Origin of the sequence: Faecalimonas sp. LCP19S3_D12, from assembly GCF_052121495.1 — a bacterium.
Lineage (GTDB): Bacteria > Bacillota > Clostridia > Lachnospirales > Lachnospiraceae > Faecalimonas.
This window is the reverse complement of sequence record NZ_JBQKED010000013.1, coordinates 38,112-59,764: the sequence shown is the minus strand read 5'-3', so window position 1 is coordinate 59,764 and position 21,653 is coordinate 38,112. Positions and strand designations below refer to the sequence as shown.

The window sequence follows — 21,653 nt, the reverse complement described above, 5'->3', positions numbered from 1 at the left end:
ATTGAATGGCAAAATTAATTGACGGAAAACTGATATCAACACAAATTAAAGAAGAATTAAAAGAAGAAGTGACAAAATTAAAAGAAGAAGGAATTGTTCCATGTCTTGCAGTTGTGCAAGTTGGAAAAGATCCCGCATCATCTGTCTATGTAAATAATAAAAAAAAGGCATGTGCGTTTATCGGAATAGAGTCTTTATCGCATGAGCTGGATGAGACTGTTGCAGAAGAAGAACTGCTTTCACTTGTTCAGAAATTGAATGAAGATGAAAAAGTAAACGGAATTTTAGTTCAGCTGCCACTGCCTGCTCATATTCGTGAGGATGCTGTGATTCAGGCAATCGCTCCGGAAAAAGATGTGGATGGATTCCACCCGGAAAGTGTGGGAAATATGTGCATTGGAAGAAATGGTTTTCTTCCTTGCACTCCGGCAGGAATTATTGAACTTTTAAAACGTTCCGAAATTGAAATTGAAGGAAAAGAATGTGTGGTTGTCGGAAGAAGTAATATTGTAGGAAAACCGATGGCATTGCTGTTACTCCGTGAAAATGGAACGGTTACGATTACCCACTCTAGAACAAGGGACTTGAAAGAAATTACAGGACGTGCAGATATTCTTATTGCGGCAATCGGAAAACCAAAGTTCATTACATCTGACTATGTAAAAGAGGGGGCTGTTGTGATTGATGTAGGTATCCACCGCAATGCAGAGAATAAACTTTGCGGGGACGTAGATTTTGATGATGTGATTGAGAAAGTGAGTGCAATCACACCTGTTCCGGGCGGGGTTGGACCAATGACGATTGCCATGCTTATGAACAATTGTATAGAAGCTGTTCGAAAGTAATTTTGATAGATGATTTGTACTAAAATAAATACAATTTTTTTCTCCAAATCTGTTGCGTTAAATAATTAACAGAGTTAGAATACTGTTAAAAGGTTAACAATACATATGCAAAAGGAGAGATTGAAATGAGTAGATTTTGTTTACCAAGAGATATTTATCACGGAAAAGGATGTTTAGAAGAATTAAAGAATCTGAAAGGGAAAAAGGCGATTCTTGTAGTTGGCGGCGGTTCCATGAAACGTCAAGGATTCTTAGATAAAGCAGTGAATTATCTGAAAGAGGCTGGAATGGAAGTACAGCTGTTTGAAGGTGTCGAGCCAGATCCATCTGTGGAGACTGTTATGAAAGGTGCAGAAGCAATGCGTGCTTTTGAACCAGATTGGATTGTAGCAATGGGCGGTGGATCACCGATCGATGCTGCAAAAGCAATGTGGGCATTTTATGAATATCCAGATGTGACATTCGAAGACTTATGCATCCCATTTAACTTCCCGGAATTAAGACAGAAAGCAAAATTCGCAGCAATTCCTTCTACATCAGGAACAGCAACAGAAGTAACTGCATTTTCTGTTATCACAGATTACGCGAAAGGAATCAAGTATCCATTAGCTGACTTTAATATCACACCGGATGTTGCAATCGTTGACTCAGAATTAGTAGAAGGGCTTCCGGCTCATCAAGTAGCTTACACAGGTATGGATGCACTTACACATGCAATTGAAGCATATGTTTCTACACTGAACTGCGCATATACAGACCCACTTGCGATTCAGGCAATCGAGATGGTATTTGATTATCTGCCAGCTTCTTACAAAGGCAACATGGATGCAAGAGCACATATGCATGATGCACAATGTCTTGCAGGTATGGCATTCTCCAATGCGTTACTTGGTATTGTACATTCTATGGCACACAAAACAGGTGCTGCATTCTCAACAGGACACATTACACATGGTCTTGCAAATGCCATGTATCTGCCATATGTAATTAAATACAATGCGAAGGATCCTGTTGCAGCAAAACGCTATGCAGAAATCGCTCGCAGAGTAGGATTGGAGGGAGCTTCTGAGAAAGCACTTATCAACAGCTTATGTAAGAAAATTGACGACTTTAACGTGATTCTTGGAATTCCGGCTACTTTGAAAGAATTCGGTATCAAAGAAGACGAGTTCAAAGAAAAAATTGCATCTATTGCAGAACTTGCAGTTGGCGATGCCTGTACAGGTTCTAATCCACGTGTAATTGATCCGGCTACTATGGAAAGACTATTTACATGCGTTTACTATGGAACAGAAGTAGACTTCTAGAAGTAATATACATATATTTACAAAAAGCGGGTGTATTGTGCACTCGCTTTTTATCTAGTATAATAGAGAGTGAAGCAAAATTGAGAATACCGCTTGAAATTTTTAAAGTTTTGCTTTATCATAGTGAAGTATAAAGATAAATGGGAGGCGTAAAATGTATAAGATACAAAAAGCAGAAAAGTTAGCAGACAAAATTTTTCTCATGGATGTAGAAGCAAAAAGAGTAGCAAAGCATTGCGAACCGGGACAGTTTGTAATTGTAAAGATGGATGAGAAAGGTGAAAGAATCCCTCTCACAATTTGTGATTATAATAGAGAAGCAGGAACGATTACTATTGTATTCCAAACAGTTGGCGCATCTACAGAAAAGATGGCAGAATTAAAAGCAGGAGACAGTTTCCGCGATTTCACAGGACCTCTTGGATGTGCTTCTGAGTTCGTTCATGAAGATATAGAAAGTTTAAAAGGCAAGAAGATGTTGTTTGTTGCCGGTGGTGTTGGTGCAGCTCCTGTATATCCGCAGGTGAAATGGCTCCATGAGCACGGAATTGAAGCGGATGTTATCGTTGGTTCTAAGACAAAAGACATGTTGATTCTGGAAGATGAGATGAAAGCAGTTGCTGGGAACTATTATCCTTGTACAGATGACGGTTCTTATGGACATGCCGGAATGGTTACAACAAAGATTGAGCAGTTAGTGAAAGAGGAAGGCAAAAAGTATGATGTCTGCGTGGCAATCGGTCCGATGATCATGATGAAATTTGTCTGTCTCTTAACAAAGAAATTGGAGATTCCAACTATTGTAAGTATGAATCCAATCATGGTAGATGGAACCGGTATGTGCGGGGCATGCAGACTTCAGGTTGGAGATGAGATCAAATTTGCATGCGTAGATGGACCAGAATTTGATGGACACTTAGTTGATTTTGATCAGGCAATGAAAAGACAACAGATGTACAAAACAGAAGAAGGCCGTGCAATGTTAAAACTTCAGGAAGGCACTACACATCACGGCGGATGCGGAAATTGTGGAGGTGACAACTAATGGCTGATGTATTAAAAAAAGTACCTGTAAGAGAACAGGATCCGAAGGTACGTGCAACGAATTTTGAGGAAGTGTGTCTTGGATACAATCAGGAAGAAGCGATGGACGAGGCTACAAGATGTATTAATTGTAAAAATGCAAAATGTATTCAGGGTTGTCCAGTCTCTATCAATATTCCGGCATTTATCAAAGAAGTAAAAGAAGGAAATATCGAAGAAGCCTATAAAGTAATTGGAAAATCCTCTGCACTTCCGGCAGTTTGCGGACGTGTATGCCCACAGGAATCTCAGTGTGAAGGTCAGTGTATCCGCGGAATCAAAGGAGAGCCTGTTTCCATCGGTAAATTGGAGCGATTTGTCGCAGATTATGCATTGGAGCATGACATCAAACCGGAAAAAGCAGAAAAAACAAATGGGCATAGAGTAGCTGTAATTGGCTCTGGTCCTGCAGGACTTACTTGTGCCGGAGACCTTGCGAAACTTGGTTACGAGGTAACTGTGTTTGAAGCATTACATGAACTTGGAGGCGTTCTTGTGTATGGTATTCCGGAATTTCGTCTTCCAAAACATAAAGTTGTGGCAAAAGAGATCGAAAAAGTAAAAGAACTCGGCGTAAAATTTGAGACAAACGTTGTGATTGGTAAATCTACGACAATTGATCAGCTGATCGAAGAAGAAGGATTCGAGGCAGTATTTATTGGATCCGGAGCTGGACTTCCGAAATTTATGGGAATTCCAGGGGAAAATGCAAACGGCGTATTTTCTGCAAATGAGTATTTGACAAGAAGTAATCTGATGAAAGCATTTGATGATTCTTATGATACACCGATCGTTGCAGGTACGAAAGTAGCTGTCATCGGCGGCGGTAACGTTGCGATGGATGCCGCAAGAACAGCAGTACGTCTTGGTGCAGATGTACATATTGTTTACAGAAGAAGTGAAGAAGAACTTCCTGCCAGAGTAGAAGAAGTCCACCATGCAAAGGAAGAAGGAATTGTGTTTGATCTATTAACAAATCCGACAGAAATTCTTGTGGATGAAAATGGCTATGTAAAAGGTATGAAATGTGTGAAGATGGAACTGGGAGAACCAGATGCTTCTGGAAGAAGACGCCCGGTTGTAATTGAAGGTTCTGAGTTCGAGATGGAACTGGATACAATCATCATGTCGCTTGGAACTTCGCCGAATCCATTGATTTCTTCTACTACAGAAGGATTAGAAGTAAACAGATGGAAATGTATTGTTGCCGATGAAGAATTTGGGAAAACAACAAAAGAAGGCGTTTATGCCGGCGGTGATGCCGTGACAGGTGCTGCGACAGTTATTCTTGCTATGGGAGCAGGAAAAGCAGGGGCACGAGGTATTCATGAGTACTTAAAAGATAAATAAACTTCATTTGGGGACGTAGTAAAATTGAATTTTACTACGTCCCCAAATTGTAAAAAATATGTTATAATACCTCCTACGAATAGATTTTATCAGGAGGTTTTATTTTATGAAATTGGCACTTATTTCGGCTTTTGGCGTAGGTGGTGCAACTATTGCTGGTGTTATCATCGGTTTCTTTTTTCGGAAAGTACCACACAAATTTAACGATGCGATTCTTGGATTTGCAGCAGGAATCATGCTTTCAGCAGCAATTTTGGGACTGATCATCCCATCTCTTGAGGAAGGAAATGTATGGGTAACATCAGTCGGGATCCTTGTTGGTGCAATTTTTCTGAATCTGGCGGATAAGTTGACACCCCATCTGCATCATATCACAGGAATGGATCAGGAAGCGCACGCCGACCGGCAAAATCATCTAAATAAGGTTATGTTGTTTGTGATGGCGATTGCAATTCATAATCTTCCGGAAGGAATTGCAGCGGGAGTTGGATTTGGAAGTGAAAATATAAACAACGCGATTACGGTTGCGCTTGGGATTGCTTTGCAAAATATTCCAGAGGGAATGATTATTGTGTCACCGCTGATTATGGCTGGGGTTGCAAAAAAGCGTGTATTTTTCATTGCCTGCTTTACCGGTGTGATTGAAATTATCGGAACAATGATTGGATTTGGAACTGTTTCCGTGGCAAAGGCAATCCTGCCGTTCGCGTTAGCTTTTGCAGGCGGAACGATGATTTACGTTGTGAGTGATGAGATGATTCCGGAGACGCACAGTCATGGATATGAGCGGATGGCAACTTATTCACTGCTTGCAGGTTTCATCACAATGTTAGTGATGGATTTTTATATCGGATAGGGGGAGCAAAGATTGAAAATTACATTGATTACAGTTGGGAAAATCAAAGAAAAATACTTGAAAGATGCAATTGCAGAATATAGTAAACGTTTGAGTAAATACTGTAAATTAGAGATTATCGAAGTGGCAGATGAAAAAACGCCCGATCAGGCAAGCGAGAATGTAGAACAGCAGATTCGCAAGAAAGAAGGGGAGAGAATTCTTCGCTATGTGAAAGAAGATGCGTATGTGATCACTTTAGAGATTGGAGGAACTATGTTGGACTCGGTTGCATTTGCAAAAAAGATAGAAACATTGGGAGTACAGGGAAAAAGTCATATTATATTCATTATTGGCGGTTCTATCGGACTTGGCGAAGATGTGCTTAAACGATCTGATTATGGACTGAGTTTTTCTAAGATGACCTTTCCGCATCAGCTTATGCGGGTGATTTTGTTAGAACAGGTGTACCGATCATATCGAATTATCGAGGGAGCACCTTATCATAAATAAAAGGAGTGTAATAAAAATGGTTAAAATTATTTCGGACAGCACATGTGATTTATCCAAAGAATTGCTAGAAAAATATGATGTGTCAATTCTGCCATTGCATATCTTATTGGGAGACAAGGAATGTGAAGACGGTAAGAATATTACACCGGATGAAATTTACCACTGGTCCGATGAGCATAAGACTACACCAAAGACATCTGCTCCGTCATTAGACAACGCAATAGAGATGTTAAAGCCATATGCACAGAACAATCAGGAGGTTGTTTGCTTTGTAATTTCAGGCGAGATGTCTACTTCCGGCAATGTGTTCCGTTTGGCTGCAAGCGATTTGGAGGCACAAGAACATATCTTTGTAGTGGATTCGGCAAATTTATCAACAGGTATCGGTCTGCTCGTGATAGAAGCTGCAATTATGGCGCAGAATGGAAGAAGTGCGAAAGAGATCGTAGACAGGATAGAAAAGCTAAAACCTTTTGTCCATGCAAGTTTTGTAGTAGATACATTGACTTATCTTTATAGAGGCGGAAGGTGCAGCGGAGTTGCTGCAATGGCAGGCGGCGCTTTAAAGCTCCATCCAAAGATTGTAGTAGAAAATGGTAAAATGCAGCCAACCAAAAAGTACCGCGGGAAGATGAGAAAGGTTCTTTTAAACTATGCTCAGGAGATGGAAGAAGAACTGAAACGTGCAAAAACAGAGCGTGTTTTCATAACACATTCAGGATGTAGCGAAGAAATAATAAATGAGATTTTTGAATATTTAAAAAGTCTGAATGTATTTCAGGAAATTTTAATCACCAGAGCCGGAGGTGTGATATCAAGTCATTGCGGACCGGGAACGTTAGGAGTGTTGTATATTGATGGACGAGCAGAATAAAAAAGATGAAATAGAAGAGATTTTTTCCTATTATGGCAGGCAGCGAGATAAGAACAGTCAAGAGATGATTGTAGCGCTTTTACGCGAGCTTCAGGAAGTCTCAGGGTGTCTGACTCCGGATTTAAAACACAGAGTGCTTGAGACAACTGGAACTTCAGAAAAGTTCTTGCAATGTCTGATTCGCATGTATCCAAGTCTGAAGGAATCAAATGCTGTGCATGAGATTATTGCTTGCACGGGAGAACGCTGTGGAAGAAAAGATGGAATGCTTCTTTTAAAGAGACTAAAAACCGAACTTGATATTCAGAAAAACGGAATGTCTGCAGATGGAGCTTTTGAATTGCGGACACGAAATTGTCTGAAAAAATGTAAAACAGCACCGAACATTATGATTGATGGAATTGTCTATTCTGGAGATGAACTCCAAGATATAAAGAAATTATTGAAAAAATTGACTTAGTCGTCGATTGGAAAAAGCATTGTGAAAAACAAAAAGAAAAGGTATAATATATAGATATGTCAAAAGAATTAGAGAACTATTATAATAAATTTTGTGAGGAAAAGCGTCTGACAAGACGCCATGGGCATGTGGAGTATGTCACTTCCATGAAATACATTCATAAGTATTTGGAAGGAAAAGAAGATGCAAAAATTTTAGATGTAGGTGCTGGAACCGGGCGTTATTCCGTTCAGCTTGCCGAGGAAGGATACGATGTCACAGCAGTGGAATTGGTCAAATATAATCTCGGAATTCTAAAGTCAAAGGGAAGCAATGTGAAAGCCTATCAGGGAACTGCTTTGAATTTGTCGCGTTTTGAGAAGGATTCATTTGACATGACTCTTGTCTTTGGACCTATGTATCATCTCTATACATTTGAAGACAAGGTGAAGGCGCTCAAAGAAGCAAAACGCGTCACAAAAAAAGACGGCATCATTCTTGTTGCATATTGTATGAATGAATATAGTATACTCACCTATGGATTCAAAGAAAATCACATTTGTGAGAGCATGAAGAACGGAAAAGTAGATTCAGCATTTCATGTTGTTGCAGAACCTGAAGATTTATATGATTATGTAAGAGTTGAAGATATTGATGCAGTTCGAAAAGCTGCAAATTTAGAACGATTACAATTGATTGCGGCAGATGGACCGGCAAATTACATGCGTCAGATTTTAAATGCAATGGATGAGGAGACTTACCGCCTTTTTATAGAATATCATTTATCTACTTGTGAAAGACCGGAACTTCTTGGAGCATCAGCCCATACATTAGATATTTTACAAAAAATATAAAAAAAGGTTGACCTTATACCTGCTATATCCCTTACAAAAGAGGTAAGAGGAGGCGATGATTATGCTAAGCATCAAAGAAGTAGAACAATTAACAGGAATCACAAAACAAAATATACGTTATTATGAAAGACAGAGACTGATTTCACCAAACCGGAATCCGGAAAATGATTACAGAGAATATTCTGATAAAGACATCAATCAACTGAAAGTGATCAAAGTCTTGCGAAAGCTTGATATGCCAATTGAGGAGATCCGGAAGCTTTTGAATCATGACATTACTTTGTCTGATGCGGTGGAGTTCCAAAAAGAAAGGTTGACACAGGAGAGAGACCGCCTGTCCGATGCATTGGATTTCTGTAACCGGATCAATGAATCAGAATTAGAACAGTTTGATGTGGACAGTTATCTGATAAAGATGGAAGAGGCGGAAGAAAATGGCGCTGTATTTGCAAATCTGTTGGATGACTATAAAACAGTGGCAAAACTGGAAGCAATGCGAGAATTCCGTTTTGTACCCAATTCCATGTGCTTGACACCATCGGAATTTACGGATGAATTATTCCGATATGCGAATGAGAATAAATTGAATCTTGTCATAACAAAAGAAGGCATGTATCCGGAATTTACGATTGATGGAATCGAATATGAGGCAGCTAGAGAATTTTCCAGATATGGTGCGGTAGTATGCTGTCAGATGAAGTATCCGGATGAGATCATTCCGCCGGAACTTTCAAAAGAAAAATATAAGAAGCTGAGCATTTTGCACAAGTTCCTTCCGATTATTATCATTGCGAGCATCTGTATTGTACTTTCGGTAATGCGGTTCAAAGATATTGGAAGCCCGGCGGAGATTACAGTTGTTGTCATCGGAGTATTGATTGAAGTGTTTGTCGCATACCGATATTATTTTAACTTGAAAAACTAATAGAAATGAGGTACTTATGAAACGTGAAATAGATATGAAAGAAATATCAGACGGAAAATTATATGGACCAAATGATCTTGTCAAAGCAGACTGTGGTGATTGCCACGGCTGCTTTGACTGTTGTCAGGGAATGGGGCGGTCTATTCTCTTGGATCCGCTGGATATTTACAGATTGACTGGAAACTTAAAAGTGACATTTGAAGAACTTTTGGCTGATAAGATTGAACTGAATGTGGTAGATGGCTTGATTTTGCCCAATTTAAAAATGAGTGGTACACATGAAAGATGTGCATTTTTAGACAAAGAAGGAAGATGCAGCATCCACAGTTTCCGACCGGGTATCTGCCGTTTGTTTCCGCTTGGAAGATATTATGAAAATGGCGGTTTTCAGTATTTCCTACAGATACACGAATGTAAGAAAGAGAATCGCACAAAAGTGAAGGTGAAAAAGTGGATTGATACTCCGGACTTAAAACAAAATGAAACATATATTTTAAATTGGCATAATTTTGTGATAGAATTGCAGGAGCAGCTTATGAAAATGACGGATGAAGACTGTGTCAAAAAGATTAATTTGTTTGTGCTACAGTCATTTTTTATTGAGCCATATGATATGAAGAACGATTTTTATACACAGTTTGACAACCGTCTTATAAAGACGAAAACGGTGATTGAACAATTACAAAAAGGGTACGAAAAATGATAAAGACATATGTGGCATTTGATTTGGAGACAACCGGATTGAATGTAGAGAATGACAATATTATTGAAATCGGTGCATTGAAGGTACAAGATGGGAAAGTTGTGGAACGATTTATGGAATTTCTAAAGCCGGATGAACCGATTTCTCCAATGATCACAGGTATTACAGGCATCACAAATGAGATGGTAAAAGATGCAAGAAATACGGAGGAGATTATTCGTGATTTTGTAAACTTTTGTGAGGATCATGTATTGGTCGGGCACAATATCATGTTTGACTATAAGTTTACAAAAAAATATGCGCATCAATATGGTGAGACATTCGAAAAAAAGGGAATTGATACACTGAAAATTGCAAGAAAAGTACATAACAATATGGAATCCAAAAGCCTTGGAGCTCTGTGTGAACATTATCAAATTGTAAATAATGCGGCACACAGAGCTTATCACGATGCCTTGGCGACTGCAAAAATTTATCATATGCTGGCACATTATTTTGAACCGGCAGAACCCCAATTATTTGAGCCGGAGCAATTGCTGTACCGTCCAAAAAAGGTGCAGCCAATCACTCCGAAACAAAAGAATTATTTGGATACACTTCTTTTGAAACATAGAATCATTTCCCAAAAAAAGATTGAGGAATTGACAAGAAGTGAAGCGTCCAAAATGATCGACCGGATTATCTTACAGTATGGAAAATAGAAATTTAAACTATTCACAGATAAAAAAATGAGATATACGAATGCTTTTTGTGGTATGATAGTCAGGCAAAAATAAAGTGGTAAGATGCTGGGGGGACAAAAATAAGGAGGAACAGTATGAAAACAACAATAACAGGTCTTACAGAGCAAGAAGTAAAACAAAAGCAGGAGGCTGGTCAGGGGCAGGCGATGCCTCAATCCATTACAAAAACAACTACACAGATATTCAAAGAAAATATTTTTACACTATTTAACCTTCTGAACTTTATTATTGCAGTTATGCTTTTTGCAGTAGGTGCATATTCCAACATGGTTTTTATTGCAATTATTCTGATAAATATAGCGGTTGGGATTATACAGGAATGCAAGGCGAAAAAACTGGTTGACAACTTATCGATATTGAATCGTCCGCATATTAAGGTGCTGAGGGACGGAGAAGAAAAAACAGTAGAACTGTCAGAAATTGTCTCAGATGATATCCTCGCACTGGAAAGCGGACAACAGATCTGCAACGATGCGGAAGTGATTTGGGGCATGATCGAAGTAAACGAGTCGTTGCTTACCGGCGAAAGTGATGCTGTAGTAAAAGAAGAAGGCGGTGAACTATATTCGGGAAGTTCTGTCATTTCAGGTAAATGTTATGCAAAAGTTACACATGTCGGAAGTGAAAATTATGCTACAAAGCTGGCAGAGGAAGTGAAAAAAGAGAAAAAGATAGAAAGTGAGCTTTTGGGCTCTATGCAAAAGGTGACAAAGTTCACGAGCTATTTAATTGTTCCGCTCGGTGTATTGCTGTTTTTGGAAGCATATTTGCTTCGTGGCAGCTCTTTGGAAAATTCAGTGGTAGCTTCATCCGCAGCTCTTCTTGGTATGCTTCCGAAGGGGTTAGTTCTTTTGATATCTGTATCACTTGCGAATGGTGTCATTTATCTGTCGAAGAAAAATATATTGGTGCAGAATATTTATGCATTGGAGACGTTGGCGCATGTCGATGTGTTATGTCTGGATAAAACAGGAACACTCACCGATGGGAAAATGCAGGTAAAAGATCTCGTTTATCTGGAAAATAATGCAAAAAGGCAAGATGGTGGTATGACGAAACAGATGGCGGAACAACTGTTACATGCCTATATAGCAGAAAGTGATGACAACAATGTGACAATGCAGGCGCTCAGAAGTAAATTTTCTTCAGCCAGCAATTTTTCAGCGATACAAAAAATCGCATTTTCATCTAAGAGAAAATGGGGTGCAATCTGTTTTGAGGGGATTGGAACGGTCTTTATCGGTGCGCCGGAGCGAATTTTAACGCAGGAGTGCAAAGCGGCAGAAGAGATGCTCAAGCAGGGATTACGAGTAATCGCTATGGGCTTATATAGGGGGAAATGGGAAAATGAAGAAGAACTTCCGCAAGGTATAGAACCACTATATCTTATTTCCCTGGAAGATGGTATTCGAAAAAATGCGAAAGAGACATTGGAATACTTCTACAAAGAAGGGGTAGATGTCAAGGTAATCTCAGGGGATCATGTAAAGACGGTCTCTATGGTGGCGAAAAAGGCAGGTCTTCATACGTGGCAGAAGGCTATAGATATGTCTGAATTGAAGGGAACAGTTGATTATGATGAATTATGTGAAAATTATTCTGTATTTGCACGAGTGACACCGAAACAAAAGCAGCAGCTTGTCATGGCACTCAAGCGAAAGGGGCATCATGTTGCAATGACCGGAGATGGCGTTAATGATCTTCTTGCACTTCGCGAGGCGGATTGTTCGATAGCGGTCGCAGAAGGAAGCGATGCAAGCAGACAGATTTCGCAGATTGTACTGATGGAGTCTGATTTTACGCACTTACCTCAGGTTGTTCTGCAGGGACGAAGGGTAATCAATAACGTAACAAGAACAGCAGGTGTCTTTTTTATTAAGACAATCTATTCTGTTTTGCTTACTATCTTTTGTCTTGTGATCAATATGCCGTTTCCGTTTATTCCGATACAGATCACATTGATTGATGCTGCTATGGAAGCATGGCCATCTTTCCTTACAATCTTTGAGTCAGACACAAGAAAAGTAAAAGGACGTTTCTTGAAAACAGCAATTTCAAATGCGATGCCATTCGCACTTGTGATAATCGGTATGATCATGTCTGTAAGATTGTTCTTGGATCTTCCGACACAACAGACGCAGACAGTCATGTATCTGTTACTCATTTTCACAACTATGTCAGCAGTGATAAAGAGTTGTATTCCGTTTACGAAATTAAGAACTTTTATCTGCGTATCAATGGTCGTTGGGACGTTTGGAGTATTATATATACTTCCGTTTCTTTTTCATCTGTCAGCTATGACTGCGGGAATGCTTAGCAAAACACTGATCATTTTCGCTGTAGGACTTATTATTTTATTCTTGTTGTTAAGAGGTCAAAAGCTGTCAGCTCATAAAATGGAATAGGAGGCGTTTTTATGGGCAAAGAGGAGCCTAAAAAAGTAAAAAAACATATTTGCGCGGGTCTGTTGGCCCATGTGGATGCGGGAAAGACAACACTTGCGGAAAGTATATTATATTTAAGTGGGAACATTCGAACACTTGGGAGGGTGGATCACGGCAGTGCCTATCTTGACACGTTCGAATTAGAGCGTTCAAGAGGAATCACAATCTTTGCAAAACAAGCTGAAGTTACATTAAAAGACAAAGTAGTAACGTTTTTAGATACTCCGGGACACGTTGATTTTTCGGCGGAGATGGAGCGCACACTTCAAGTGCTGGATTATGCAGTGCTTGTAATCAGCGGCGCGGATGGAGTGCAGGGACATGTTCAGACTCTGTGGCGTCTGCTAAAGAGATATAAGATACCAGCTTTTCTCTTTGTCAATAAGATGGAACAGCCAGGGACGGACAAAAGAGAACTGCTTACAGAACTTCAAAAGCGGTTGGATCCATCCTGTGTCGATTTTACCCTTCCGAAAGATTCCGATGCCTTTTTTGAGGCAGTCGCCATGTGTAATGAGAGTCTATTGGAAAAATATCTGGAAGGAGAGGCAATTACAGAGCAAGAAATTTGTACTGCAATCCAGAGAAGAGAAGTATTCCCATGCTATTTTGGTTCTGCGTTGAAGTTAGAAGGAGTGGACACTTTTTTGGATGCACTGGATCGCTATACGGTCTGTCCTGTGTATCCGGAAGAATTTGGAGCAAAAATATATAAGATTTCAAGAGATCCGCAAGGAATGCGTCTCACGCACATGAAAGTTACAGGCGGTACATTAAAAGTGAAGATGCTTTTGAAAGAAGAGGAAAAAGCAGATCAGATTCGAATTTATTCAGGGGCTTCTTATCAGAGTGTCAATGAAGCAAAGGCGGGGGTAATCTGTGCGGTCACGGGACTGTCCAAAACCTACTCCGGTGATGGTCTTGGTGCAGAAAAGCCTGCGGCTGCCCCAATGCTTACCCCGGTATTAAATTATCAGATTCTGCTTCCGGATGGATGTGATGTGCACGGAATGTTCTTGAAATTAAAACAGTTGGAGGAAGAGATTCCGGAACTTCATATTGTATGGGATCAGCAGTTCAATGAGATTCACGCACAGGTGATGGGAGAGGTGCAGATTGAGATTTTAAAAAGTGTGATTTTGGAACGGTTTCAGACTGCGGTCGAGTTTGGCGCCGGAAATATTGTATATAAAGAGACGATTTCTGCGCCTGTGGAGGGCGCCGGACATTTTGAGCCGCTCCGTCATTATGCGGAAGTACGTCTGCTGTTAGAACCGCTCCCACAGGGATGCGGACTTGTCTTTGAGACCGACTGCAGTGAAGATATCTTAGACCGCAACTGGCAGCGGCTGATATTGACACATCTAGAAGAAAAGGCGCATCGTGGTGTCCTGACCGGGTCTGAGATTACTGACATGAAAATTACGCTGATTACCGGAAAAGCACATCAAAAACACACTGAAGGAGGCGATTTCAGACAGGCAACTTACAGGGCTGTCAGACAGGGCTTAAAAAAAGCAAAGAGTGTTTTGCTTGAGCCGGTATACGAATATCAATTGGAGGTCCCGACGGATCAGATCGGACGTGCGATGGCAGATTTGCAGAGAATGTCAGCTGCATTTGATCCGCCGAAGATGGAGCAGGATATGGCCGTTTTGACTGGCACAGCACCCGTTGCTGCGATGAGAGATTATCCAAGAGAGGTCGTTGCATACACAAGGGGGTGCGGCAGGCTGTTTTGTACATTGAAAGGATACGAACCGTGCCACAATACCGAGGAAGTTATTGCAGCTTATGGGTATGATTCAGAGGCAGATACAGAAAATCCAACTGGTTCCGTATTTTGTTCGCATGGCGCAGGGTTTTACGTTGGCTGGGATCAGGTAGAAGACTATATGCACACAGAAAGTCGGGAAAAAGCAGTTGAAAAAGAAAAGCAGAGAAATAGTTATGAATTGCCTCCGGTCATCGATGAAGAAGAGTTAAAAGCGATTTTTGAGCGAACATATGGACCTGTCAAAAGAGAACGGAATGTTTTTTCAAAACGTGTGCAGGCGCCTGAGACAGTCATAAGACGTTCGAAAAAACAAGTGAAGGAGAAGGAATATCTGCTGGTAGACGGATACAATATCATTTTTGCGTGGGAAGATTTAAAAGAATTGTCGGAGATTAACATCGAGGCTACAAGGATGAAACTGATGGATATTCTGAGCAATTATCAGGGATATAAGAAGCAGACCTTGATTCTAGTGTTCGATGCCTACAAAGTACCGGGAAATGTAGGAGAAGTACAAAAATATCATAACATTCATGTAGTGTATACCAAAGAGGCAGAGACAGCGGACCAGTATATTGAGAAAACAGTGCAGGAGATCGGAAAGAAATATCATGTGACTGTGGCGACATCGGATGCGTTAGAGCAGATGATCATTCTTGGGCAGGGTGCACAACGAATTTCAGCTAAAGGGCTTTTGGAAGAAATTTTGACAGTCAATCAGGAGATTCGAAACGAACACCTGAACCGCCCACAGAGTGCATCGCACTATCTGTTTGAAAGTCTCCCAGAGGAGATGGCAGAACTGATGAATGAGGTACGGCTTGGAAGATTGGAATTTGATGAGATAGGAAAGAGACATGAGGAAAAAAACAGGGGCAATTGACCTGACAACAGGCAATGAGATGAGAGCGATTGTAGTATTTGCACTGCCTTTGATTGCAGGCAATTTATTTCAACAGTTATATAATTTGATGGACACGATGATCGTGGGGAAATTTATCGGTGCAGATGCGCTGGCCGCAGTCGGTTCTTCGTATATGACGATGAACTTTCTTACTTCGATCATTATCGGACTTTGTATGGGGAGCGGGATTGTATTTTCCTGGTTTTACGGCTCAAGACAGAGAGAAAAGCTGGAACAAAGTATGTTTCAGTCTTTTCTGTTTATTTTGGCGGTTACTGTAATGATCACGGGTGCAAGTCTTGTATTTCTTGATCAGCTGCTGTATCTTTTGAATATCGAATCGAGTATCTTCCAGATGACAAGAGCATATTTATTTATCATTATCTGTGGCATGGGATTTGTGTTTTTATATAATTATTTCACTGCGGTACTTAGAAGTATGGGAAATTCGTTTACGCCACTGATTTTTTTGGTGATTTCATCGGTGGTCAATATCGTATTGGATTATATATTTGTAGTTCCGTTTCAGATGGGAGTATCCGGAGCAGCTTATGCCACGGTCATCGCGCAGGCAGTATCGGCAGCAGGAATTGCAGTCTATACACTGTGGAAGGTAAAAGAGGTAAGTATTTCCAAACGGATGCTAAAAGGCGAGAGAGAATTGTTCTGTATGATCGTGAATCAGTCACTTTTGACAAGCGTGCAGCAGTCGATTATGAATTTCGGCATTTTGATGGTACAGGGTTTGGTGAACAGTTTCGGCGTGATTGTCATGGCTGGTTTTGCAGCTGCTGTGAAAATTGACAGTTTCGCATACATGCCGGTGCAGGATTTTGGGAATGCATTTTCCACCTATGTGGCACAAAACCGTGGAGCAGGAAAGATGGAACGTATTGAAAAAGGGAAAAATTCTGCATTGAAATTGATTGTCGGTTCCTGTGTGGCTATTTCCACGCTGGTTGTCCTGTTTGCGGGACCTCTCATGCGTTTATTTATTGATGGATCTGAGACACAGGTCATTTTCGAAGGAGTTCGCTATTTGCGGATTGTATCTCCTTTTTACTGTCTGATCGGATTTTTATTTTTACTGTATGGTCTTTACAGAGGAATTGGGAAACCACAGTTTTCTATTGTATTGACGATAATTTCGCTGGGGACACGTGTCCTTTTGGCATACGTCCTTTCTGCAATCCCGGCAGTCGGAATTGTGGGTATCTGGTGGGCAATCCCAATTGGGTGGTTCCTTGCAGATGCAGTCGGGTTTCTCTATTATCATTTTATGAAAAAATAGATATTTTTCAGGAGCCGCACATATACTACTATAAAAGTATATGTGTGGCATTTTTATGGAAAAGAAAACATTCATAAATCGCATGGCAGATGCGGCAAATATGCCGAAAGATGTAGTGCTGGGTGTCCCGATTCTCACCATGACCGGACAGAACGAAGTGAGTGTGGAAAATTATAGAGGTATTATTGAATACACCGACTTATTAATTCGCATACAGACAAAAATCGGTCAGATTAAAATTATTGGGAAATCACTTCAAATTGACTATTACACAAACGATGAGATGAAAATTACCGGTCGTATCACTTCAATAGAATATCATTAAGGGGGATAAGGCGTGTTAAATACAATCATTCGATATATACAAGGGTATCTGCTTATACAGGTAACCGGATATTCCCCGGAGCGATTCTTAAATTTGTGCAGCCGTAAGCAAATCTATCTGTGGGGGCTTGAGCCAAAAGAAAACAGCTATGAGATGTTTATTACTATCCGGGGATTTAGAAAATTAAAACCGATCCTGAAAAAGACAAGGACAAAGGTGACGATTTTAAATCGGCTTGGACTGCCATTTTTTTTTCACAGATATCGAAAACGGAAAGTGTTTTTTTTCGGGATACTCTTTTGTTTGATATTCATTTATGTCATGTCTTTATTTGTATGGAATATACATATCGAAGGAAATTTCACAAGAACAGATGAGGTCATTTTGGAGTTTCTGGAGTCCAAACACATTAAACACGGAATGTTAAAAAAGAAAGTGAATTGTGAGCGTATCGTAAAAGATATCAGAAAAGAATTTGATGATATTGTGTGGGTGTCCGCATATGTGACCGGAACCAGACTGATGATTCAGGTTAAAGAAAATACAGACACATTCCCGATGGAGGCTGCAAAAGAAGAGCCGCCGAATGACATTGTGGCAGACAAAGACGGACGGATTACTAGTATCGTCACAAGAAATGGGGTTCCTTGTGTCAAGCCGGGCGATGAAGTAAAAAAAGGGGACATATTAGTCTCAGGAAAAGTCGAAGTAAAAAATGATGCAGGGGAAATTGTCAATTACCACTATCAGAATGCAGATGCAGATATTGAGGCGGAGACTACTTTGGAATATGAAAATGAGCATCGTTTTTCTCACTCGGAAAAAAAGTATACCGATGTTAAGAAAAAAGCTTTTTATCTCAGAGTTGGAAACTATTTGGGCACTTTGGGAGGGTGGAAGAACCGCTATCAGGAAGCAGAGATTTACACAAGTGAGAGGCGCTTAAAAATCGGGGAACATTTTTATCTTCCCATATCCTGGGGAATCAGAGAAATCCGCCAATACGAATCAAAAGAAAAAGTATACACGCAAGAAGAAATGAGGATACTTTTAAGTGAGGAGTTTCAGTTGTTCTGCAAGGAACTAGAAGAAAAGAAGATCGAAATATTGCAAAAAGATGTGAAGATTTATTTACAAAAAAATAGTGCAAAGGCAAAAGGGACGCTTCGAGTACGAGAGAAAATTGGGGAACATAAAGAAACGGAAAAGATTGATTTCTAGTGATTTTCTGTGATACAATAAAAAAGATTATGAAAATAGAAAGGATAGGCAAATGAGTATACTGGAAGAATTCATAGAAATACCTGTTGCACATGAAAAGAATATATTCGGGCAGTTTGATGCATTTGCAAAGAAGATAGAGCGTACTTTACAAGTGACATTAATCGCACGGGATGGGCATACGAAGATTTTAGGAGAAGCGCAGCGTGTGAATCAGGCAAAACGAGTGATGGAGCAGCTTGTGGAGCTGTCAAAGCGGGGTAACACCATCACAGAACAAAATGTAGACTATGCGATTTCCCTGGTCTTTGAGGACAATGAAAAGGGAATCGTAGAGATTGACAAGGACATTATCTGTCATACACTGCAAGGAAAACCAATTAAGCCAAAGACGCTCGGGCAGAAGAAATATGTGGATGCAATCCGAAAACAGATGATCGTATTCGGACTTGGACCTGCCGGAACCGGAAAGACATATCTTGCGATGGCGATGGCGATTACGGCGTTTAAGAATAACGAAGTGGGAAGAATCATCTTGACACGTCCGGCTATTGAAGCGGGAGAAAAGCTTGGTTTCCTTCCAGGAGATCTGCAAAGTAAGATCGATCCGTACTTAAGACCATTGTATGATGCGCTGTATCAAATTATGGGAGCAGACAGTTTTATCAAAAATTCAGAAAAAGGGTTGATTGAAGTGGCTCCTTTGGCGTACATGAGAGGGCGTACACTTGACAATGCATTTATTATTTTGGACGAGGCACAAAATACGACACCAGCTCAGATGAAGATGTTTCTGACCAGAATCGGTTTTGGCTCAAAAGTGGTAATTACAGGAGACTCCACACAAAAAGACCTTCCGTCCGGAATGGTGTCTGGGTTGGATATTGCGACAAAAGTAGTTCGCAACATTGATGATATTGCAATCTGTAATTTGTCCAGCAAAGATGTTGTCAGACATCCTTTGGTCCAGAAGATTGTAAAAGCGTACGAAGAATTTGAACAAAAGAAAGAACGTCCGAGAGACAAAAGGAGAAAATAATGACTTTATTATTTGAAGAAGAGGGCAGTTTGAAGCTTTCACTTCCTTGCGAGGAACTTGCGGTAAAAGTAATTGAGATGGCTTTGGATTATGTAGAATGCCCATATGAGGCAGAGGTGAATTTGCTTTTGACAATGAATGATGAGATTGAGGAGATGAACCGTAATTTTCGTGGAATTGATCGCGCGACGGATGTACTTTCCTTCCCGATGGTAGACTATGAGACGGCTGGATCATTTTCTTTCTTGGAAGATGCTATTGAGTATTTTAATCCGGAGAACGGAGAACTGATGCTTGGAGACATTGTGATTTCGAAAGAAAAAGTAATTTCACAGGCAGAAGAATATGGACATTCCATTGAGCGGGAATACGCTTTTTTAATTGCGCACAGTATGCTTCATCTGTTTGGTTTTGATCATATGGAAGAAGAAGAGCGGGCTGTGATGGAAAGAAAGCAGGCGGAGATATTAGAAGGTCTGCAAATATTGCGTTAGCAGAAGGTAGTGAGGAAATTTATGGTAGCAAAACAAAAGAAAAACAATAGTTTCTTAATGCAGGGAATGATTCTCGCTGTTGCAGGAATTATTACAAGAATCATAGGGATCGTATATCGTATTCCGGTCGCCAATATTTTGGGAACAGAAGGGCAAGGATTTTATGCCACTGCATTTTCTATTTACAATATCGCACTACTTTTGACTTCCTACAGTCTTCCGTTAGCAGTTTCCAAACTAATCTCTGCAAGAGTTTCTAAAGGTGAACGAAAAAACGCCATGCGTATTTTTAAAGGTGCACTTTGGTTTGCTTTTATTGTGGGAAGTGCTGTCGCCTGCATTGTTTTCTTTTTTTCGGATTTTATTGCGAAAACAATCATGTCGATGGCTCCGAGCGCCTATGCGCTTCGCGTGTTGGCACCAGGACTTCTGATTGTAGCTGTAATGGGAGTCTTACGTGGATTTTTCCAAGGAATGGGAACAATGATGCCAACTGCAATTTCGCAGATTTTAGAGCAGATTGTCAATGCCGTCGTCAGTATCATCGGGGCGAGTTATCTGCTTGAGATGGGGAAAAAAGCAGCGGAAAAAGCGAACAATGACTCTGTAGCGTATGCGTATGGAGCGGCAGGAGGAACACTTGGAACAGTTTGTGGTGCGCTGTTTGGCTTATTGTTCTTACTGTTTGTCATGAAGATCTATTCACCGACAATCAAAAAACAACTTAAGCGAGACCACAGTAAAAAAAGAGAGAGTTACCGTGAGATTTATATGATTCTCTTAATGACCATCGCACCTGTTATTTTGAGCACGGCAATCTACAATATCAGTGAGACAATCGACATCGGAATGTTCGGAAGTATTATGTCAGCACAGGGACATTCTTTAAAAGAACGCTCAGATCTGCTGGGACGATTCAGCAGTCATTATAATGTGTTAATCAACATTCCTTTGGCAGTGGCAAATGCCCTTGGAGCGTCTTTAATTCCAAGCCTTACAGCAGCCGTGGCAGTTGGAAATAAAAAACAGATTCACAGTAAGATTGCAATGGCTATTCGCTTTTCTATGATGATTGCAATCCCAAGTTTTGTTGGATTTCTCGTATTAGCAAATCCGATTTTGGCACTTTTATTCAACGGAAATATTGACATTTCAGCAAATATGCTGCGTCTTGGTGCCATCACGGTTGTATTTTATTGTATGTCTACAGTTACAAATGCAATTTTACAGGGATTAAATAAGATGACAACACCTGTAAAACATGGTGCGATTTCGCTTGGTATCCATTTAGTGGGGCTTCTCATTATGCTTGTAATTTTTAAAATGGGAATCTACGCAGTTGTAGCAAGCAATATTATTTTTTCACTTTCTATGTGTATTTTAAATGCCCGTTCTCTCAAACATGATGCAGGTTATCGTCAGGAGGTAAAGAATACTTTTCTTATACCGTCCATTGCATCAATTGTTATGGGAGGGGCGGCTTTTGTGATTTATTTCTTATGTAATCTTGTGATAAGTCAAAATGTCGCTGTGATTATTGCCTTAATTGTGGCTGTGCTTATATATGCTGTGTCTCTTCTAAAGTTAGGCGGGCTTTCTTCTGAAGAGATCTTGGCACTTCCAAAAGGAAGCACACTGCTTTCGTTGTTTCGAAAATTACATTTGGTAAAAGAGGAGTATGCATAAA

The 21,653-nt window shown here is 40.3% G+C and carries 20 protein-coding genes; all 20 read left to right on the top strand.

Going from position 1 to position 21,653, the window contains the following annotated elements; translation table 11 throughout:
• Window positions 1-5 precede the first annotated feature (5 nt).
• The 20 genes from folD (at window position 6) to ACTQXY_RS05665 (ending at window position 21,652) form a co-directional block, all read left to right on the top strand.
• Window positions 6-845 carry a bifunctional methylenetetrahydrofolate dehydrogenase/methenyltetrahydrofolate cyclohydrolase FolD gene (gene folD, locus ACTQXY_RS05760; RefSeq protein WP_441658691.1) on the top strand — a complete coding sequence of 280 codons (840 nt, stop codon included), beginning with the start codon at window positions 6-8 and terminating at the stop codon, window positions 843-845.
• 125 nt (window positions 846-970) lie between these two features.
• A complete protein-coding gene (locus ACTQXY_RS05755; RefSeq protein ID WP_441658690.1) occupies window positions 971-2,152 on the top strand; it encodes an iron-containing alcohol dehydrogenase in 1,182 nt (393 codons plus the stop codon).
• A 154-nt stretch (window positions 2,153-2,306) separates the two neighbouring features.
• Window positions 2,307-3,197, top strand: a complete 891-nt coding sequence (locus ACTQXY_RS05750; protein WP_441658689.1) for a sulfide/dihydroorotate dehydrogenase-like FAD/NAD-binding protein — start codon at window positions 2,307-2,309, stop codon at window positions 3,195-3,197.
• Window positions 3,197-4,585 (top strand): NADPH-dependent glutamate synthase, encoded by a 1,389-nt coding sequence (gene gltA, locus ACTQXY_RS05745; protein ID WP_441658688.1) that lies wholly within the window; start codon window positions 3,197-3,199, stop codon window positions 4,583-4,585. The genes ACTQXY_RS05750 and gltA overlap by 1 nt, the downstream gene beginning before the upstream one ends.
• Before the next feature lie 106 nt (window positions 4,586-4,691).
• Window positions 4,692-5,441, top strand: coding sequence for a ZIP family metal transporter (locus ACTQXY_RS05740; protein ID WP_441658687.1), 750 nt, complete (start codon window positions 4,692-4,694; stop codon window positions 5,439-5,441).
• Between the two features lie 12 nt (window positions 5,442-5,453).
• Window positions 5,454-5,933 carry a 23S rRNA (pseudouridine(1915)-N(3))-methyltransferase RlmH gene (rlmH, locus tag ACTQXY_RS05735; protein ID WP_441658686.1) on the top strand — a complete coding sequence of 160 codons (480 nt, stop codon included), beginning with the start codon at window positions 5,454-5,456 and terminating at the stop codon, window positions 5,931-5,933.
• Between the two features lie 16 nt (window positions 5,934-5,949).
• Window positions 5,950-6,807: a DegV family protein gene (locus ACTQXY_RS05730; protein WP_441658685.1), complete on the top strand. Its 858-nt coding sequence runs from the start codon at window positions 5,950-5,952 to the stop codon at window positions 6,805-6,807.
• Window positions 6,791-7,267, top strand: coding sequence for an NAD(P)H-dependent oxidoreductase subunit E (locus ACTQXY_RS05725; RefSeq protein ID WP_441658684.1), 477 nt, complete (start codon window positions 6,791-6,793; stop codon window positions 7,265-7,267). Before ACTQXY_RS05730 ends, ACTQXY_RS05725 begins: the two co-directional genes overlap by 17 nt.
• Window positions 7,268-7,323: 56 nt before the next feature.
• Window positions 7,324-8,100 carry a class I SAM-dependent methyltransferase gene (locus ACTQXY_RS05720; protein WP_441658683.1) on the top strand — a complete coding sequence of 259 codons (777 nt, stop codon included), beginning with the start codon at window positions 7,324-7,326 and terminating at the stop codon, window positions 8,098-8,100.
• A 61-nt stretch (window positions 8,101-8,161) separates the two neighbouring features.
• Window positions 8,162-9,025: a MerR family transcriptional regulator gene (locus tag ACTQXY_RS05715; RefSeq protein ID WP_441658682.1), complete on the top strand. Its 864-nt coding sequence runs from the start codon at window positions 8,162-8,164 to the stop codon at window positions 9,023-9,025.
• A gap of 16 nt (window positions 9,026-9,041) precedes the next feature.
• The gene (locus ACTQXY_RS05710; protein WP_441658681.1) at window positions 9,042-9,728 is read left to right on the top strand and encodes a YkgJ family cysteine cluster protein; all 687 of its coding nucleotides are present in this window, start codon (window positions 9,042-9,044) and stop codon (window positions 9,726-9,728) included.
• Window positions 9,725-10,429, top strand: coding sequence for an exonuclease domain-containing protein (locus ACTQXY_RS05705; protein WP_441658680.1), 705 nt, complete (start codon window positions 9,725-9,727; stop codon window positions 10,427-10,429). The genes ACTQXY_RS05710 and ACTQXY_RS05705 overlap by 4 nt, the downstream gene beginning before the upstream one ends.
• 116 nt (window positions 10,430-10,545) lie before the next feature.
• Window positions 10,546-12,876: an HAD-IC family P-type ATPase gene (locus ACTQXY_RS05700; protein WP_441658679.1), complete on the top strand. Its 2,331-nt coding sequence runs from the start codon at window positions 10,546-10,548 to the stop codon at window positions 12,874-12,876.
• 11 nt (window positions 12,877-12,887) lie between these two features.
• Window positions 12,888-15,575 carry an NYN domain-containing protein gene (locus tag ACTQXY_RS05695; RefSeq protein WP_441658678.1) on the top strand — a complete coding sequence of 896 codons (2,688 nt, stop codon included), beginning with the start codon at window positions 12,888-12,890 and terminating at the stop codon, window positions 15,573-15,575.
• Window positions 15,550-16,887 (top strand): MATE family efflux transporter, encoded by a 1,338-nt coding sequence (locus ACTQXY_RS05690; RefSeq protein ID WP_441658677.1) that lies wholly within the window; start codon window positions 15,550-15,552, stop codon window positions 16,885-16,887. Before ACTQXY_RS05695 ends, ACTQXY_RS05690 begins: the two co-directional genes overlap by 26 nt.
• A gap of 40 nt (window positions 16,888-16,927) precedes the next feature.
• Window positions 16,928-17,212: a sporulation protein YqfC gene (gene yqfC / locus ACTQXY_RS05685; RefSeq protein WP_004612552.1), complete on the top strand. Its 285-nt coding sequence runs from the start codon at window positions 16,928-16,930 to the stop codon at window positions 17,210-17,212.
• Between the two features lie 12 nt (window positions 17,213-17,224).
• Window positions 17,225-18,433, top strand: coding sequence for a sporulation protein YqfD (locus ACTQXY_RS05680; RefSeq protein ID WP_441658676.1), 1,209 nt, complete (start codon window positions 17,225-17,227; stop codon window positions 18,431-18,433).
• 52 nt (window positions 18,434-18,485) lie between these two features.
• Window positions 18,486-19,472, top strand: coding sequence for a PhoH family protein (locus ACTQXY_RS05675; RefSeq protein ID WP_441658675.1), 987 nt, complete (start codon window positions 18,486-18,488; stop codon window positions 19,470-19,472).
• The gene (gene ybeY, locus ACTQXY_RS05670; RefSeq protein WP_441658674.1) at window positions 19,472-19,966 is read left to right on the top strand and encodes an rRNA maturation RNase YbeY; all 495 of its coding nucleotides are present in this window, start codon (window positions 19,472-19,474) and stop codon (window positions 19,964-19,966) included. Before ACTQXY_RS05675 ends, ybeY begins: the two co-directional genes overlap by 1 nt.
• A 21-nt stretch (window positions 19,967-19,987) precedes the next feature.
• Window positions 19,988-21,652: an oligosaccharide flippase family protein gene (locus ACTQXY_RS05665; protein ID WP_441658673.1), complete on the top strand. Its 1,665-nt coding sequence runs from the start codon at window positions 19,988-19,990 to the stop codon at window positions 21,650-21,652.
• The last annotated feature ends 1 nt before the right edge of the window (window position 21,653 follow it).

What these genes read in the sequence shown, in the direction of transcription:
- ACTQXY_RS05755 (WP_441658690.1), top strand. Translation starts at nt 971, where the DNA reads ATGAGTAGATTTTGTTTACCAAGAGATATTTATCACGGAAAAGGATGT.
- ybeY (WP_441658674.1), top strand. Translation starts at nt 19,472, where the DNA reads ATGACTTTATTATTTGAAGAAGAGGGCAGTTTGAAGCTTTCACTTCCT.
- ACTQXY_RS05705 (WP_441658680.1), top strand. Translation starts at nt 9,725, where the DNA reads ATGATAAAGACATATGTGGCATTTGATTTGGAGACAACCGGATTGAAT.
- ACTQXY_RS05675 (WP_441658675.1), top strand. Translation starts at nt 18,486, where the DNA reads ATGAGTATACTGGAAGAATTCATAGAAATACCTGTTGCACATGAAAAG.
- gltA (WP_441658688.1), top strand. Translation starts at nt 3,197, where the DNA reads ATGGCTGATGTATTAAAAAAAGTACCTGTAAGAGAACAGGATCCGAAG.
- ACTQXY_RS05690 (WP_441658677.1), top strand. Translation starts at nt 15,550, where the DNA reads ATGAGGAAAAAAACAGGGGCAATTGACCTGACAACAGGCAATGAGATG.
- yqfC (WP_004612552.1), top strand. Translation starts at nt 16,928, where the DNA reads ATGTGTGGCATTTTTATGGAAAAGAAAACATTCATAAATCGCATGGCA.
- ACTQXY_RS05665 (WP_441658673.1), top strand. Translation starts at nt 19,988, where the DNA reads ATGGTAGCAAAACAAAAGAAAAACAATAGTTTCTTAATGCAGGGAATG.
- ACTQXY_RS05720 (WP_441658683.1), top strand. Translation starts at nt 7,324, where the DNA reads ATGTCAAAAGAATTAGAGAACTATTATAATAAATTTTGTGAGGAAAAG.
- ACTQXY_RS05710 (WP_441658681.1), top strand. Translation starts at nt 9,042, where the DNA reads ATGAAACGTGAAATAGATATGAAAGAAATATCAGACGGAAAATTATAT.
- ACTQXY_RS05730 (WP_441658685.1), top strand. Translation starts at nt 5,950, where the DNA reads ATGGTTAAAATTATTTCGGACAGCACATGTGATTTATCCAAAGAATTG.
- ACTQXY_RS05750 (WP_441658689.1), top strand. Translation starts at nt 2,307, where the DNA reads ATGTATAAGATACAAAAAGCAGAAAAGTTAGCAGACAAAATTTTTCTC.
- ACTQXY_RS05695 (WP_441658678.1), top strand. Translation starts at nt 12,888, where the DNA reads ATGGGCAAAGAGGAGCCTAAAAAAGTAAAAAAACATATTTGCGCGGGT.
- ACTQXY_RS05740 (WP_441658687.1), top strand. Translation starts at nt 4,692, where the DNA reads ATGAAATTGGCACTTATTTCGGCTTTTGGCGTAGGTGGTGCAACTATT.
- folD (WP_441658691.1), top strand. Translation starts at nt 6, where the DNA reads ATGGCAAAATTAATTGACGGAAAACTGATATCAACACAAATTAAAGAA.
- ACTQXY_RS05700 (WP_441658679.1), top strand. Translation starts at nt 10,546, where the DNA reads ATGAAAACAACAATAACAGGTCTTACAGAGCAAGAAGTAAAACAAAAG.
- ACTQXY_RS05715 (WP_441658682.1), top strand. Translation starts at nt 8,162, where the DNA reads ATGCTAAGCATCAAAGAAGTAGAACAATTAACAGGAATCACAAAACAA.
- ACTQXY_RS05725 (WP_441658684.1), top strand. Translation starts at nt 6,791, where the DNA reads ATGGACGAGCAGAATAAAAAAGATGAAATAGAAGAGATTTTTTCCTAT.